General features: G+C 37.1%; 13 protein-coding genes, 1 rRNA gene and 2 riboswitches. Of the genes, 4 read left to right on the forward strand and 10 right to left on the reverse strand.

Annotated features, from left to right (window positions below):
- Positions 1-216 precede the first annotated feature (216 nt).
- The 4 genes from ACWNMY_RS03635 to gcvT form a co-directional block, all read right to left on the reverse strand.
- Positions 217-1,766: ribosomal RNA gene (locus ACWNMY_RS03635) — 16S ribosomal RNA — on the reverse strand.
- Between the two features lie 340 nt (positions 1,767-2,106).
- On the reverse strand, positions 2,107-3,567 hold the full coding sequence (gene gcvPB, locus ACWNMY_RS03640; RefSeq protein WP_449536922.1) for an aminomethyl-transferring glycine dehydrogenase subunit GcvPB: 1,461 nt from the start codon (positions 3,565-3,567) through the stop codon (positions 2,107-2,109).
- The gene (gene gcvPA / locus ACWNMY_RS03645; RefSeq protein WP_449536923.1) at positions 3,560-4,906 is read right to left on the reverse strand and encodes an aminomethyl-transferring glycine dehydrogenase subunit GcvPA; all 1,347 of its coding nucleotides are present in this window, start codon (positions 4,904-4,906) and stop codon (positions 3,560-3,562) included. The genes gcvPB and gcvPA overlap by 8 nt, the downstream gene beginning before the upstream one ends.
- 28 nt (positions 4,907-4,934) lie before the next feature.
- A complete protein-coding gene (gcvT, locus tag ACWNMY_RS03650) occupies positions 4,935-6,041 on the reverse strand; it encodes a glycine cleavage system aminomethyltransferase GcvT (RefSeq protein WP_449536924.1) in 1,107 nt (368 codons plus the stop codon).
- A 598-nt stretch (positions 6,042-6,639) separates the two neighbouring features.
- A riboswitch (glycine riboswitch) is annotated at positions 6,640-6,732 on the reverse strand.
- Positions 6,733-7,019: 287 nt separating this feature from the next.
- Here gcvT and ACWNMY_RS03655 point away from each other — a divergent pair.
- The 4 genes from ACWNMY_RS03655 (at position 7,020) to ACWNMY_RS03670 (ending at position 10,604) form a co-directional block, all read left to right on the forward strand.
- On the forward strand, positions 7,020-8,711 hold the full coding sequence (locus ACWNMY_RS03655) for a DEAD/DEAH box helicase (RefSeq protein ID WP_449536925.1): 1,692 nt from the start codon (positions 7,020-7,022) through the stop codon (positions 8,709-8,711).
- The gene (locus tag ACWNMY_RS03660) at positions 8,689-9,483 is read left to right on the forward strand and encodes a YqhG family protein (protein WP_449536926.1); all 795 of its coding nucleotides are present in this window, start codon (positions 8,689-8,691) and stop codon (positions 9,481-9,483) included. The genes ACWNMY_RS03655 and ACWNMY_RS03660 overlap by 23 nt, the downstream gene beginning before the upstream one ends.
- Positions 9,484-9,863: 380 nt before the next feature.
- A riboswitch (cyclic di-GMP riboswitch) is annotated at positions 9,864-9,952 on the forward strand.
- Positions 9,953-9,985: 33 nt separating this feature from the next.
- Positions 9,986-10,114, forward strand: a complete 129-nt coding sequence (locus ACWNMY_RS03665) for an anti-repressor SinI family protein (protein ID WP_449536927.1) — start codon at positions 9,986-9,988, stop codon at positions 10,112-10,114.
- Positions 10,115-10,274: 160 nt separating this feature from the next.
- A complete protein-coding gene (locus ACWNMY_RS03670; RefSeq protein WP_449536928.1) occupies positions 10,275-10,604 on the forward strand; it encodes a helix-turn-helix domain-containing protein in 330 nt (109 codons plus the stop codon).
- Between the two features lie 242 nt (positions 10,605-10,846).
- Here ACWNMY_RS03670 and ACWNMY_RS03675 read toward each other — a convergent pair whose 3' ends face one another.
- The 6 genes from ACWNMY_RS03675 to ACWNMY_RS03700 form a co-directional block, all read right to left on the reverse strand.
- Entirely contained in the window at positions 10,847-11,602 is a 756-nt protein-coding gene (locus ACWNMY_RS03675; RefSeq protein WP_449536929.1) for a hypothetical protein, read from the reverse strand.
- A gap of 189 nt (positions 11,603-11,791) precedes the next feature.
- Positions 11,792-12,769 (reverse strand): ATP-grasp domain-containing protein, encoded by a 978-nt coding sequence (locus ACWNMY_RS03680; protein WP_449536930.1) that lies wholly within the window; start codon positions 12,767-12,769, stop codon positions 11,792-11,794.
- Between the two features lie 13 nt (positions 12,770-12,782).
- Positions 12,783-14,003, reverse strand: a complete 1,221-nt coding sequence (locus ACWNMY_RS03685) for a diaminopimelate decarboxylase (protein ID WP_449536931.1) — start codon at positions 14,001-14,003, stop codon at positions 12,783-12,785.
- A gap of 52 nt (positions 14,004-14,055) precedes the next feature.
- Positions 14,056-14,664, reverse strand: a complete 609-nt coding sequence (locus ACWNMY_RS03690; RefSeq protein WP_449536932.1) for a sugar transferase — start codon at positions 14,662-14,664, stop codon at positions 14,056-14,058.
- Between the two features lie 73 nt (positions 14,665-14,737).
- On the reverse strand, positions 14,738-16,258 hold the full coding sequence (gene murJ / locus ACWNMY_RS03695) for a murein biosynthesis integral membrane protein MurJ (RefSeq protein ID WP_449536933.1): 1,521 nt from the start codon (positions 16,256-16,258) through the stop codon (positions 14,738-14,740).
- A gap of 13 nt (positions 16,259-16,271) precedes the next feature.
- Complete coding sequence (locus ACWNMY_RS03700) at positions 16,272-17,429, reverse strand: glycosyltransferase family 4 protein (protein WP_449536934.1); 1,158 nt, start codon at positions 17,427-17,429, stop codon at positions 16,272-16,274.
- Between the last annotated feature and the right edge of the window lie 30 nt (positions 17,430-17,459).

Below are 17,459 nucleotides of genomic sequence, written 5' to 3' on the forward strand. Positions count from 1 at the left end.
GCTACTGACTTCAATCACATCGTGATTAATCATCAGTGTTTCGGCATCATGCTGCCTTGCGCTGAGGAATCAATCATCTTCGATTCATCTTGTAGACGCAAGCGCAATGATTTTTGCAACAAGCAAAAATCTACCTTTGAGAGAAAAAGCACTCTCAAAACTGACCACAATACAAAGCGTCTTTTTATGAAGTTCGTAGAACTTCAGTTTCCTTAGAAAGGAGGTGATCCAGCCGCACCTTCCGATACGGCTACCTTGTTACGACTTCACCCCAATCATCTGTCCCACCTTAGGCGGCTGGCTCCTTACGGTTACCCCACCGACTTCGGGTGTTACAAACTCTCGTGGTGTGACGGGCGGTGTGTACAAGGCCCGGGAACGTATTCACCGCGGCATGCTGATCCGCGATTACTAGCGATTCCGGCTTCATGCAGGCGAGTTGCAGCCTGCAATCCGAACTGAGAATGGTTTTATGGGATTTGCTTAACCTCGCGGTTTCGCTGCCCTTTGTACCATCCATTGTAGCACGTGTGTAGCCCAGGTCATAAGGGGCATGATGATTTGACGTCATCCCCACCTTCCTCCGGTTTGTCACCGGCAGTCACCTTAGAGTGCCCAACTGAATGCTGGCAACTAAGATCAAGGGTTGCGCTCGTTGCGGGACTTAACCCAACATCTCACGACACGAGCTGACGACAACCATGCACCACCTGTCACCATGTCCCCGAAGGGAAAGCCCTATCTCTAGAGTTGTCATGGGATGTCAAGACCTGGTAAGGTTCTTCGCGTTGCTTCGAATTAAACCACATGCTCCACCGCTTGTGCGGGCCCCCGTCAATTCCTTTGAGTTTCAGTCTTGCGACCGTACTCCCCAGGCGGAGTGCTTAATGCGTTTGCTGCAGCACTAAAGGGCGGAAACCCTCTAACACTTAGCACTCATCGTTTACGGCGTGGACTACCAGGGTATCTAATCCTGTTCGCTCCCCACGCTTTCGCGCCTCAGCGTCAGTTACAGACCAGAGAGCCGCCTTCGCCACTGGTGTTCCTCCACATCTCTACGCATTTCACCGCTACACGTGGAATTCCGCTCTCCTCTTCTGCACTCAAGTCCCCCAGTTTCCAATGACCCTCCACGGTTGAGCCGTGGGCTTTCACATCAGACTTAAAGGACCGCCTGCGCGCGCTTTACGCCCAATAATTCCGGATAACGCTTGCCACCTACGTATTACCGCGGCTGCTGGCACGTAGTTAGCCGTGGCTTTCTGGTTAGGTACCGTCAAGGTACCGCCCTATTCGAACGGTACTTGTTCTTCCCTAACAACAGAGCTTTACGACCCGAAGGCCTTCATCGCTCACGCGGCGTTGCTCCGTCAGACTTTCGTCCATTGCGGAAGATTCCCTACTGCTGCCTCCCGTAGGAGTCTGGGCCGTGTCTCAGTCCCAGTGTGGCCGATCACCCTCTCAGGTCGGCTACGCATCGTCGCCTTGGTGAGCCGTTACCTCACCAACTAGCTAATGCGCCGCGGGTCCATCTGTAAGTGATAGCTAAAAGCCATCTTTTAATATAAGACCATGTGGTCTTATATGTTATCCGGTATTAGCTCCGGTTTCCCGAAGTTATCCCAGTCTTACAGGCAGGTTACCCACGTGTTACTCACCCGTCCGCCGCTAATCTTTGGGAGCAAGCTCCCAAAGATCCGCTCGACTTGCATGTATTAGGCACGCCGCCAGCGTTCATCCTGAGCCAGGATCAAACTCTCCAATAAGAGTATTGATTGCTCAATAATTTGTTACTTAGAATTAAAACGTTGACGCTTGTATTGTGTTCAGTTTTCAAAGAACTTTATGGCCGCCTTTCAAAAGCGACTTTAATAATATAACATTTTCAAACAAATAAAGTCAACAACTTTTTTAAAAAGTATTTTTTAGATGAACTTTTCATTTAAAAGTTTGTTGTTCTGTCGTTCACGTTGTCGTGATGACTTAACCTATATTACCAGCTAGGGACTTTTTTTACAAGACATTATACCACGGTAATTATTGGTAATTTATAAAACAAAAGAGATCCATCCATCTTAGGATGAATCTCTTCTATATAGTAAGTAATTATTGTTTTTGATATCGTAGAACTGGTTTTCTTGCAGCTAGTGTTTCGTCAAGACGGCTTACAACTGTTGTGTGTGGTGCTTCTTGAACGATCTCTGGATTTTCTTCTACCTCTTTTGCGATTTGAATCATGGCTTCGATAAAATCATCAAGAGTTTCCTTTGATTCTGTTTCGGTTGGTTCAATCATCATACATTCCTCAACATTTAATGGGAAGTAGATAGTTGGTGGATGATAACCGAAATCAAGCAAACGTTTTGCAATATCTAATGTACGTACGCCCAGTTTCTTCTGACGTCTACCTGATAATACAAATTCGTGCTTACAGTGCTTATCATATGGCAGATCAAAATATGGTGCTAAACGACGCATCATATAGTTCGCATTAATGACTGCATTTTCAGTTACCGCCTTAAGTCCATCTGGACCCATTGAGCGTATATAAGTATATGCACGTACATTGATACCAAAGTTACCATAGTATGGTTTCACACGTCCAATTGATTGTGGACGATTGTAATCAAATTGATAACCTTCTTCTGTTTTGACAAGCACTGGTTTTGGAAGGTATGGAATCAAATCTGCCTTTACTCCAACAGGACCTGAACCTGGACCTCCCCCACCATGTGGGCCAGTAAAGGTTTTGTGTAGGTTAAGGTGAACTACGTCAAAGCCCATATCTCCAGGGCGAGCTTTACTGAGAACCGCATTTAGGTTTGCACCATCATAATATACTTTACCACCTGCAGAGTGGATAATTTCCGTCATCTCTAGTATATTTTCTTCAAATAATCCTAGTGTATTTGGATTCGTAAGCATTAATGCTGCCGTATCGGATCCAACAACACGACGTAAATCCTCTAGGTCAACAAGTCCGTTTTCATCAGATTTAACCGTAATGGTCTCGAAACCGGCTACTGTTGCAGATGCTGGGTTAGTACCGTGTGCTGAGTCTGGAACGATAACCTTTGTACGGGCAGTATCATTATTTGCTTCATGGTATGCACGAATCATCATTAATCCAGTCCACTCACCATGTGCACCTGCAGCTGGTTGAAGTGTAACCTCGTCCATTCCAGTTATTTCTTTTAAGTGTTCTTGAAGGTCATACATAAGTTCAAGCGCACCTTGAGTAGTACTTTCATCTTGTAATGGATGAATATGTGCAAATCCATTGTAGCGTGCTACATTTTCATTAATTTTCGGATTGTATTTCATTGTACAAGAACCAAGCGGATAAAAACCTGAGTCCACTCCATGGTTTCGTTTGGATAATGCTGTATAGTGACGCATAATATCTAATTCTGACACTTCTGGTAGCTCTGGCTCCTCTACTCGAAGATAATCAGCAGGGATAACCTCATCTATATTTACCTCAGGTACGTCTAAATCTGGCAAGCTATAACCAACTCGACCTGACTTTGTTAGTTCAAAAATTAATGGTTGATCTTGCTTACTCATTGCCATCCCCCAATTCTTTTACAAGTGTGTCAATTTCTTCTTTCGTACGAAGCTCAGTAACAGCTACTAGCATATGTCCTTCAAACTCAGGATAGTCACGGCCTAAATCATATCCACCAATGATACCCTTTTCTATAAGATTAGCATTTACTTCCTTAACAGAAGTACCAACCTTCACAACAAATTCATTAAAGAATGGCCCTTCAAAAACAACCTCTAATCCATTTGCAACAAATTGTTGTTTTGCATAATGAGCTTTTTGGATATTTTGTGTTGCAATTTCCTTCACACCTTTTTTACCTAGTGCTGTCATTGCAACTGAAGCTGCTAATGCATTTAACGCTTGGTTTGAACAAATATTTGATGTCGCTTTGTCACGACGGATATGTTGCTCACGTGCTTGAAGCGTTAAAACAAAACCACGTTTACCTTCTTCATCAACCGTTTGACCTACAAGACGCCCTGGTACCTTACGCATTAGTTTCGATGTAACTGCGAAATAGCCACAGTGTGGTCCACCAAATGCTGCTGGAATTCCGAATGGTTGCGCATCTCCTACTACGATATCCGCGCCAAATTTCCCTGGAGGTGTTAACGCACCAAGTGCTAATGGATTACTTGATACAACAAACATACTTTTTCCTGTATGCGCAACCGGTTCAATGTCCTTAAGTGGTTCAATTTGACCAAAGAAGTTCGGATATTGAACAACTACACTTGCTACATCGTCATCCATTAAAGAGCGTAAAGCCTCAATATCAGTTACACCATTCTTAGTAGGAACTTCAACCACTTCAATGTATTGTCCCTTTGCATAGGTTTCAAGAACAAGTCTTGATTCTGGGTGTACCCCCTGTGAAACGAGCACTTTTTTCTTCTTTGTATGACCTGTTGAAAGCATCGCTGCTTCAGCAAGTGCAGTTCCACCATCATACATTGATGAGTTTGCTACATCCATACCGGTTAGCTCGCAAATCATAGTTTGAAATTCAAAGATTGCTTGTAATTCACCTTGTGAAATTTCAGGTTGGTATGGAGTGTAGGCTGTATAGAATTCTGATCGAGATAGCACATGATCCACAATAACTGGCATATAGTGATCATAAACGCCAGCTCCTAGGAATGATGCATGGCTACGTAAATCAGCATTTTTCGCAGCAAGTGCAGAGAGTTCTTTCATTAAAGAAGACTCCGATTTCGCTTTCTTGATATTGTATTCTCCTTTAAATCGAACACTTTCCGGAATATCATTAAATAGCTCATCGACAGCAGAAACGCCGATTGCTTCAAGCATTTCAGATTTATCTTGTTCCGTCATTGGTAAGTAACGATGTTTCATGAATGTACCCCTTTCCCACTTATCTCTATTATTTTTTTGGACGCTTATAAAATGGTGTTGCTACTACAACTGCTTTTAGGCGTTTTTTACGAACTTGAACTTCTACTTCTGTTCCTAGTTCGGCATATTCCTTTTTCATAAGGACTAATCCAATATTCTTTTGCAATGTTGGTGATTGTGTACCTGTTGTTACCTCACCGACTTGCTCGTCACCTACAAAAACTTCATAGCCATGACGCGGAATACCTTTATCTATCATTTCAATTCCTACTATTTTTCTAGGAGCCCCTTCTTTCTTTTGCTGCTTTAATGCAGCCTTTCCAAAGAAGTCAGCTTCTTTATTTGGTTTTACCGCAAAGCCGATTCCAGCTTCAATAGGGGTAATATCCTTGGATAACTCTTGACCATATAGAGCAAGATTTGCTTCAAATCGCAATGTATCACGCGCGCCAAGTCCGCAAGGTAACACTCCTTCAAGCTCGCCTGCTTCTAAGATTGCATTCCATAAGAAAGCTGCATCTTCCGCTTGGCAATAAACCTCAAATCCATCTTCACCTGTGTAACCTGTTCTTGAAACTAGCGTTTTCTTCCCTGCAATCTCAACGTCATCCTTAAACTTAAAAAAGGTAATTTCACTTAAGTCAGTAGCTGTAAGCTTTTGTAAAACAGCTTCTGCTACGGGACCTTGAAGAGCCAGTTGCCCAATTTCATTAGAAATATTGACAACCTCCACATCACCGAAAACATGCTGTTTCAACCAATCAAAATCTTTATCTGTGTTTGAAGCATTTACAACTAATAGATAATGGTCATCAGACTTTTTATAGATTAATAAGTCATCCACTGTTCCACCGTCTTCATAACACATAGCGGTGTATTGGGTGGCACCATCCTTTAAAAGAGCTACATCATTTGTCATCATTTTTTGAAGATAGGCTAAGCTGTCTTTACCCTTTACATCGATTTCACCCATGTGTGACACATCAAAAAGACCTGCTTTTGTGCGGACAGCTTCATGCTCTTCCTTAATGCTTGAAAATTGCACTGGAAGATCCCAACCACCAAAATCAATTGTTTTTGCACCATGATTTTGATATTCCTGAAATAATGGTGTTCGTTTTAAATCAGACAACATAATTCCTCCTTCAAAAATAAGTTCATTATCAAATGCGCCTTGGCGTATTTGCGCCCAGATTTTTTTTCGAGTTTGCTCGAAAAACTTCCTCTAAAAAATCTGAGGCATCCGCCGGAGGCTATAACTTTATTCAACCGGGATTTGAACCCTACTGAATTAATTACCTTTTACATTCAATCCCATTAAAGTAGAGACTTCTACCTGAATAAAGTTAAATGGGTTATGTTACTGCCATATCTTCTTTTGAATTCTTACTATTAAAAGATTCTGACAACATAAAAAAGGACAGATAAACTCCACAGCGTGTGTGAAGTCTCTGTCCTTGCACCTGAAAGTTTACCTAAGATAGATGAAGTTTAAAAAGGCCGGGAAAAATAGCTGTCGAATCTCTTCGTTGGCTCGCTTCTCTGGTGCTCATGTATTAATGGCATACACTCCGCTCCTCGAAACTTCGCCGCCTCGACCTTCTCGGCTCTTTTTGTCCTCCTTTTTAAACACTATCTAAAAAGGCTTTCCCCTTTGGTGGCCATTAAGAATTAAGCAAGATCAAAAAACAATTTACCTAAATTCTGTAATTTATCGGCTCTCTCCAGAGTTGCGTCGAACAAGAGTCTTTTTGCCTGAGAGATTCACAATGTTTATTGCTTGCTCCTTCGGCGCTACAAAATGTAGTCTCTCCCCTTGTTGTCATCCGCGGTCTTCATATTTTTCATTTTTTTGGTAATACTAACAAAACGACTATGAAAATTTATCCATGTCCATCCTGAAAGCTTTATTTTCTTAAAAATAAAGTAGGGCACAAACACTTCTATAAAGCATAGAGAAGCGTTTTCGAACTACTTTTATCCTACCATCTCCAAGTCATTTGGGCAATATATTATTTTCTTAACAATAAATTATTTTTCATTAATATTGTTCGTGTTTTGGGAGATTTAATCATTTTTATACAATACTCAACTACGAAAGGACTGTGAAAATATGAATGTCGATTTTGAATTTGATCAGTCGTGGCAAGGTGACTTTCTGCAGAGAATTGACGACGACGGTCCTTGGGCGAACTGGGAGTTGTATAAGCTTGCATACGAAGTGGAAAGGCACCAGTCGATACCTGAATTCGAAGGTCTTCAGGCACCTAAGCATTTACCACAATTAACGCCACTTCCTCATCAACTTGAGGTTGCAAAGCAAGTGGTTGAAAAAATGAACGGAAAAGCTATTTTAGCAGATGAGGTGGGGCTCGGAAAAACGATCGAGGCTGGTCTTATTTTAAAAGAATATATGATTCGTGGACTTGTCAAAAAGGTGTTAATCCTTGTGCCTGCATCCCTTGTATCACAATGGGCAACCGAATTAAATCAGAAGTTTTATATTCCTGCAGTTCAACAGAAAAAAAGTTATATGTGGGAACAATATGATGTGGTTGTTTCTTCTATTGATACAGCAAAACGAAGTCCACATCGAGAAATCGTGTATGAGCAGGATTATGACCTTATCATTATTGATGAAGCACATAAGCTTAAAAATAATAAAACCAAAAACTATGAATTCGTCCAAAATCTAAAAAAGAAGTTTTGTTTATTACTTACTGCTACACCAATCCAAAATAGAATTGAAGAGATTTTCAATCTAGTGTCATTATTAAAACCTGGACACTTAGGGAATCAAGAGAATTTCGAGGAATCGTTCGGAAAGAAAAGTCGTTCGATTGAGGATCATGAGCACTTAAAAGAACTAGTGAACAAGGTTATGATTCGGAACCGTCGAGATGATACGGGAATCGAATGGACAAAACGGAAGGTTGAAGCGGTTACGATTGAGTTCTCCGAAACGGAGCAGGAGCTCTATGATGCCATTACTGCCTATCGTTCAAATATGTCAAACTTTGCATCAAGTATGTTCTCCATTTTAACGTTACAAAGAGAAGCTTGTAGTAGTCGTGAAGCTGTCTATTATACATTGAAAAAGATGCTTGAAAAGAAAAATGAGGATGGCAGTGCCCAGGTACCTGAAGACCTTGTAATGGGACTAATGAAAAAGGTCGAGGGTGTTAGCCAAAATTCCAAAGCTGAAAAAGCGGTTGAATTAATAAAGCAAATCGACGATAAGGTGATTATCTTTACCGAATATCGAGCTACCCAAATGTATCTACAATGGTTCCTTAAGCAAAATGGTATTTCCTCCGTCCCATTTAGAGGTGGGTTCAAGCGCGGGAAGAAGGACTGGATGCGAGAGTTATTCAAAGGTAACTTCCAGGTGCTAATCGCAACAGAAGCCGGTGGTGAAGGGATTAACCTGCAATTCTGTAATCACATAATCAATTATGACCTTCCTTGGAATCCAATGAGACTTGAACAACGCATAGGTCGTATCCATCGTCTTGGGCAAGAAAAGGATGTTCATATATATAACTTTGCAACTAAAAACACAGTTGAAGAGCATATCTTAAAGCTATTATATGAAAAAATTAATCTGTTTGAGCGAGTGATTGGTCAACTCGACGATATTTTAACAAGATTGGACCTTGGAAATATCGAAGACCATATTCAGGATATTATGCTTCGATCACGTAGCGAAGGAGAAATAAAGATTAAAATGGAGAATCTAACATCCATTATTAGCTTTGAAGAACAAAACGGTGGTGAGCAGCATGCAGCAACAGGAAATAGTTAATTTTCTGGAAAAATATTTTGTTTCAAACAACTGTGAAATTCTTGAAAAACAACCTGGACATATGACCGTCCAATTAACAGTTGATATAGATAAGCAATTAATGAACCGTCCCTTCTATTGGACCTATGTTGAAAAAACAGGCGGTACCCCAAATCCGATGAAGCTTACATTAATCACAGACCGGGACAAAACACCTGATAACATAAAGGGGGACTTTATCCACTTCGGAGCTCCCCGCTTACATCAAATTTTTGAGTCTTCCAAAAAACTTGCAAGCTACATTAGGCTCTATCAACAGACAACTCCCGGTATGCAGGGTAACACTCCCCTTTTTCCATGGTTAGGGTTAAATGTGAAGGTTTCATATAAATGTGATCGAAAACGAGATGTATTGATGTCTCTCGGCATACAACTTATAAACGGAATGATTATAGAGGATTTCCAAGAAAAACTTGAACGGTTACCGTTAACACCAAAAATTCCTGATTTAACCTATACGATGTCTCCACTTGTAAAACCACAAAGTGGAGTGAGTCGATTACAGCAATATATCAGAGGGTTTGTTAAGACACAGGATCACTTATGGGCAGATGAAGCTAGAAAACGGTGGGATGAAGACCTTGCTCTTTTAAATGCTTTTTATGAAGGAATCGAAGAAAAACCAGAAAGCTATGAAATTGAAAAAGAAGCACTTAGAGACCAGTACGAACCAAAAGTTCTTGTCGAAATTATCAATGGCGGGTTGTTTTATCTCTGTCAAAATGCTTTATAAAATAGGCCTATCCTCATATTCGAGGGTGGGCTTTTCCTTTTTTGAGGGTGTTTTTTGAAAAATCGTTCGACAATTAACTTGCAATTTACTGGCAATTTTACAATTTACCCCATGTGATTATTGGAATATGTAAACTGAATGAAAAGACATATTAACAATTATAGGTCTTTCACCCCATCCTTCGAGCTTTTATAACAAAATACGATAATATCTAACATATTTTAAGTAGGCGAACAAACAACAAAACTATTTTTGTAAATATTTTGACATCGACATTTTTTTACAGAAATAATATTTTTTATGTTTTATACTTCTAAATGTAATACAAAGGTTCTATACATATAAGGGACTATCGTTATAGGTCAGTCAGCTGGAGTTCAAGCAGATAAAGGCAAACCTATTGAAAAATAGGGACGCAAAGTCACAGGTCTAACGTTGGGTATTCAATTATGATGGCTGGACTGCCTGGAATACAAATTGTATTTTGGGAGGAAAACGAATAATGATTAATGAAGTACAAAACAAAAATGAACAATTGGATCAAGATTGGATTGAACTAATTTTAGAAGCAATGGAGATAGGAATGAGCGTCCAGGATATTCAAGCTTTCCTCCAAAGTAAAACAGCATAACCAACCTTACATATAACAAACCGTACTATAAACTTATACTATTATTATCAAGCTAGAGAACTCGGAACACACCGGGTTCTTTATTTTTTATTTTTTGTTCTTATTATAAAACATTTCTTCATTATATGTTATAATGGGGAAGGGAAGGAAGGTGAAATCAATGATTGGTCAACGCATCAAAACATATCGCTTACAAAAACAATTATCTCTATCAGAACTAGCAGATCGGGCAGGAGTTGCCAAATCATACTTAAGCTCTATCGAACGAAACCTCCAATCGAACCCTTCTATCCAATTTCTAGAAAAGGTTTCTTCGGTCCTCGGCGTATCAGTGAATACATTACTCCATAATGAGGACCACGATACAAAAATAGAAGAACTTGATTCTGATTGGGCCCAACTAGTACAAGAAGCTATGAAATCAGGAGTTTCGAAAGAAGAATTTAAAGAGTTTTTGGAGTTTAACAAATGGAAATCACAAAATAAATAGAAAACGTGCAATATGATCAATCAGAGTATTCATCATATTGCACGTTTTTTTCTGGAATAGTGTGTAATATGACAATGAGGATTCCTTCACCTAAATTATTCATAGCTTTAAACCAAATCGACTCAAAACGTAGATATGACAAATTCCAAACTATTACAAATAAAGAATCTATAAAAAAATAAATCTTAATCAAATAATTCAATCAATGTTGATTCTGATAGGTCCAAGAAACTATATTAAAGTTAACTAGGACAACCTTTTGAAATATTATTAATCCTAGAAGATGTCTCTAAAATTCTCATTACTTCCTCTAGCATCCCTGTGTTAATAATCGACGTTAACTCACTTTGAAATGATCCATTGTTATCAATAATGGTATGTGGAAAAGATTTTATTACTTCATTACATAATTTTTCAATTACTTTTAATTGAAATCTTTGCAACACTTCATCTTTTTCAAAGTCTACTCTTAATTTACCATTGTCTCTTAGGTTTAAACGTTCTAGATCCTTTTCTAATTCGACAGATATATATATATGCCTTACAGGTGAGTTAACCCTTTCATAAAGTTTTCTAATAACGGCTTCAATGTCAACATTCTTATAAGTAACCGACAAGGAAATAGCTGCTTGTATAATTCCTTGATCTGCTATTACAAAATCTTTTTTGTTAGTTTGGTTTACATTTGTAAGTACAAAACAAACATTAACCCATTGTTTTATCACCTCATGATAATTTCTAATAGTGACCCCACTAAACATTGAAAATAAATCACATAAGTAAGCAAAGTTTTTTATCGTAAAAGTGATAGTATTAACAGTTTTTATTACAATCCGTTTTAAGGAACTATACTCATTATTCATATAATAAATATTTTCCTGTATCTCGTAACCATTTTCGTTCAATTTATTTGCAAGCAAATGGGCAATTGTTGTTTTCCCACTTCCCGGCAAACCAAAAAAGTCAACAATAATTCCATGCTTTAGGTCATTTTCCATATTTTTTCTATCGCCTCTCATAATGAAGAGGTTTTCTCTTTGAAAGTATCAACCTCTAACCAAATTTATAGATAGGTTTATTTTCTTCACACTAGCTGAAAAGCCAACTAATCGAATGACTGGTTAATTAATTTAGATAGCTTAGGGATTTTGGTACAGCTCTTGACCCAATTTTTGTATAAGGGATTACTATATACCACTCTCCGCATTAATGATTTGATGACTATCGAACTTAATCAATATGGAGCCTTCCTCATAGTTTCCAACCACTGATTGATTTGGAATACCTTTTAGATTATTAATGATGTTTTTTAGAAAATTCTGTCCTAGTTCATGAGCATGAGGGTACCCTCCCCCAAAACGTGGATTAATTTCCGAAATAAGATACCCAGATGTCGTTTTGAAGCAATCTATATCAATAGGCCCAATCGGTCCCAACGCATCTATTAATCTTTCAACGATGTTAAAAAGCTCCTCGTCCTTGACTGCCATGGATTTATCAGTTTCTCCAGCCCTCATTCTTATTTTTCGCTTTATAAAGATATTTGTAACATGATTATTAAGTAAATCGATATAACAGTCTACACCGTACTCCTCACCTTCAACAAAAGGCTGTATAACAATATCATCATTCGCTTTAAACAAAGCATGGAGTTCTTTAAAAGAATTAATTTTATGAATTCCTAAACTTGCACTACCTTTTCTCGGTTTCAGAATTAATGGAAAATGTATTCTCTCATTCTCTAAGTCTCTTTCAACTTCCTCAATATCAATATAAGAATTTATAAAAGGCAATTGATTTGATTGTAGAAATGTAGAAGTTAAATATTTATCATAACAAATATCTACCACATCACAATTTGAAATGATTGCTTTTATATTTTCGTTTTCAAACTCACTTTTATGGCTTGCTAATAACGTTAATTCCGGATCAATAAGTGAAAGAACAGCATCTATTTTATATCTTCTACATATATCCTTAATGGTCTGTAGGTATTCGGGTTGGTCTATGCGTGGAACAATTTCATAAGCATCTGCAAAATATAAAGCTGGTGCTTTATTGTCACAATCAACTGCAACTACATTTCCACCTATTTGAGCAAGCTCCTCTTTAAAATAGGAAACTAGTTTTACTCTTCTTCCTGCACTACATATTAAGATATTCATTTTCATCCCTCTTTTAAAAGCAGTATATATCCTCATTAAAGAATTCCTTAATTGTTTCTTTTTTTCTTACAATAAATGTTTTTTTCCCATCATAAGCAATAATAGCTGGTCTTTCTTTAATAAATGGGGGATTAAAAACTATCGTATAGGCGCCAACATTTTCAAAGATAAAATAATCGTTACGGCTAGGCACTTCACCAGCAATGTCGTGTGCAAGATAGTCCTTTTCCATACATGTATAACCAACTATTTGATAAATTCCATCTTCTGTGAAATTTTCGATAGCTTTTACAGTCTGCATTGGAAGATTTCTTTTATGCATAGTAGGCTTAATGTTATGAACACTACCGTCCACTAAAACAAAGTTTGTATTATTCACCTTTTTTACATCTATTACCTTTGTTATAAAAAGAAAAGTATTAGCAACCATTGAAATACCTGGTTCTAATACTAAAAAAGGCTTCTTAACAAAATGTTTAAATTCTTCATTGACAATTAAACATATGGCTTCAGCATAATCCTCAAATCCTGGTGCATTGACTCGAAAGGATTGAGGGAGTTCACCATATATTCCTCCCCCAATATCAATATACTCCACTGTATCAGGTATATATTGTATAACTAAATCACATAGTTTCTTTGTAATCGTTTGATATGTTTCAACGCTTCTTGTTTTTGTGGAAAAATGACCATGTAATCCGGTAATTTTTACATTGCTGATCATCTTCAATTCGTTTATTACATATTCAAAATTTCCATTTTCAACGCAAATACCAAATCTGCTCGTCTCATAACCTTCCTGAAGTGGACTTTCGCCGCCTTTTGAAAGTGAAAAATTAGCCCTCAACCCTACTTTTATTTGTTTATTTTCATTAGCAGCACAATACTCTTTGATTAAGTCTACTTCATACAACGAATCAATATTTAGAATGCTTTCATTTTCAAAGGCTAAATTTATATCATTCATGTTTTTTATAGGTCCATTAAATATAATAGACTTTGGATCTACACCGATTTTTAGTGCTAAATCGTACTCTAACCGAGATACCACTTCAGCATAGGCCCCTATTTTGGATAATTCCTTACATAAATAGGGAAGATAGTTAGTCTTGTATGAATAACCTATAATGAAGTTTTGATATCGACTTTTAAATGCATACTCTATTTTTCTATAGTTTTCCCTTAGCTTTTGAACATCCAGTAGAAAAAAGGAGGTTCCATATTTTCTCTCCAATTCTTCAACTCTTTTAAAGTCTAGAAGCAATCTTCTCACCCTCTATTCATTTCTACAAATTACCTGTCTTATTTTGGCTACCCTTAAAATCCGACATAGTAGCATGACTATCTTGGTTGATACCTTCTGGCTTAATCAGTCTTTTTAAAGTCATTAAAATAATTCTAATATCCAGGAGGAAAGATTGATGTTCCACATACCATACGTCTAATTCAAATCTTTTTTCCCAGCTAATTGCGTTTCTTCCATTAACCTGAGCCCAACCTGTTATACCTGGTTTTACTTCATGACGCCTTGCTTGAAAAGGTGAATACATGGGAATATATTCCAACAATAGTGGTCTAGGTCCGACTAAACTCATATCTCCTTTTACAACATTAATCAATTGAGGCAATTCATCTAAACTATACTTTCTAATGAAATTCCCAATTGGAGATAATCTTAAATAATCTGGTAAATCTTCACCATTTTTATCCCTCTCTTCGGTCATTGTTCTAAACTTATATAGTACAAAGGACTTCCCATTATAACCTGGGCGTTCCTGCTTAAATAGAATAGGTGAGCCAAGTTTTAATTTAACTAGAATTGCAGTGATGAAAATGATCGGACAAAACAAAATTAAAACAAGCGAAGCGATTAACAAATCAAATATCCTTTTCATGTAACCCACTCCAATTTCCACTACTTCGTTTTTTCTAGATCTCCACAATGATTTTCGTAAAAAATTTGATATACTAGAGAGATTTTTCAATCACTCTCTTTATACCCTTAATAAAGTCATCAACTTCTTTTATTTTCATAAAGTACATGATTAAACAATAAGCAATAGCACCTACCAATATTGAGATCAATAGCGACAATTGTATATGAAATATTTGACCTAGCATTACATAGGAAAATTTTGCAATGAATCCCATAATGACAGAACTACAAATGATTTTCAAAAATGACATAGTCATGTTTTTAAATTCAAAAAAGCCAATCTTTTTTCCTAGACTAATAAATAAAAGAATTGTACAAACACTTGCTGATATACTTGTTGCCAGTGCTAACCCACCTATACCTAGAAACTTTGATAAAACAATATTTAGGACTATGTTTAAAATAACGGTTAGAGCAGAATTAATCATTGGGGTTCGTGAGTCTTTTAGAGAATAAAATGCTTTTGTTAAGACATCTCTAAGACCAAATGCAATCATTCCAATAGAGTAGTAAAACAAGGCAGTTGAGGTCATATCAATTGCTTGTTTCGTAAATGCACCTCGGCCAAATAAAAGCTCTACAATTGGTTGAGCGAAAATAACACTACCCATTGTCACTGGAACAAGTAGCACACTAATCACAACCATAGTTTGTGATAATGCCTTTCTCAAACCTAAAACATTATCATTTGCCGCCATTTTTGAAATGACCGGGTAAAATACTGCGGCTATTGATGAAACGAAAATTCCTTGGACAAATAAATTAAGCTGGTTTGCATAGTTAAGGGCTGAAATACCTCCAATAGCTATATTTGACGCTATTGTTCTGTCTACAAGTTTATTAATTTGTTCAACAGATGAACCTAATATGATTGGAAAAGCTAAAACGACCATCCTCTTTAGATGATCGTTTTTTACATTTAATATCGGTTTGTAGGAGAAATCTTTTTGATAAACAAAAAAGAGTAAAAATAAAAATTGTAAAAAAGCACCCAGTACTTTACCGAAAGGCAGGATCGATATTTGAATGTAAGAACTTAATACAATTGCCAAGATTAAAGCAAAATTCAATGGTAATCCCATAAGACTTGGTGCAATATGATTACCTTTTATTTGTAGATACCCACTAAAAATATATATAAGGCCGGAAAAATACATACTTAATACTGTAACCCTTGTGAATGATGTCGCTAATTCTATAGTTTCTCCATCAAATCCAGACGCAAAAATTTTTACTAAGGGCTCAGTAAATAGTAAACAGATTAAACATAAAAAGGTGGTAAAAACAAGCATAAGGTTTATTAAATAATTCGTAAATTTATCTCCTTCTTTGACACCTAACTTGCTTTCAATATTACTATACATTGGGATATATGCAGAAGATACCCCTATTCCTATGAAACCAAAGATGACACTAGGTATGACTAGCGATATAAGAAAAGCATCACTTATGGAAGAGGCTCCATAAAAATAAGCAAGAATAATATCACGTAAAAATCCTATCCCTTTTGATAATAGGCTCAATAACATAACTAAAATAATTGTTTTTTTCACAATAAAGCAAATCCTATCGTATTAATTTTAGCCTCTCTTCACACTGTAGCCCCTGTTTCTCGTATATTTTATTCATATCGTTAATTACAACCTCAATAGAATATAAGTGAATTAGATCTTTGTTTTTTGTTGAAAACCTTTGTTGTATTTCCGCTGATTTGTAAAGTCTTTCAATTGATGAAGCACAACCATGCACATCATCTGTATCAACAACATAACCGTTTAAATCATGAATAACTAAGTCTCGATTCCCTCTACAATTCGTAACAACTAGAGGTAGCCCAGTCGCCATTGCTTCCATCACATTTACCGGTAGACCTTCTTGTCTAGATGTTGAAACTGCAATATCAGAAAGTGCCATTAATTGCGGAATATCTTCCCTGTACCCTAAAAAGGCAACATTTCTTTCTATATCGAGGCTTTTGGTCAACTCCTTATACTCTATTGATTTACTTCCTGAACCAACTACTAATAATTTTAAATTTGGAATACTTCCTTTTAGCCTGCCAACTGCCTTAATTATAAGGTCCTGGTGCTTACGGTAACTAAGTTCTCCAACATATATTAAGATAAAATCTTCATCACTAAAGCCATACTGGTAGCGGAGCTTATTTTTCTTTTCAAATGTTTGTGGTACAAACTTTTGTAAATCAAGTCCTATACCATTTACTTTGAAGATTGAATGCTCTTTTCGTAGCTTCAATTTTTTAGCAGATAAATAATCCTCATCATTCATCGTTATTAATCCATCCGTCCATCTGGCAGCCATTTTTTCTAAGGTGTAGTATAAAGCCCAGTTTTTCATTGGAGCTCCTTTAAAAAAATGAAACCCGTGGGCTGTATAAAGGATTTTGACATTTTGTATATTTCTACAAGCCATGCGGGTAATAAAAGAGGCAACAGGGGTGTGAACATGTAATAGTTCATATCCTTCCTCAGCTACCACTCTATGTATCTGTTTGTAGGCACTAACATTCTCAAGATCTAGTGGATTTCTTTGAAATGTAATAGGATGAATTTCACACCCTAACTCCAGCAATTTTGGGCTAATGTCATGTACTTTGTTACAAGCTATTCCCACCACATTCCCTTTGTCTAATAGAAATTTTATATGCGGAATAAAAAAATCATTGATCGTACTGGCGATTGTTGCAACATATAAAATCTTCATATATAAAAGTGACTCCTTTTTTTCAAGTTA

The organism is Ferdinandcohnia sp. Marseille-Q9671, assembly GCF_976954385.1.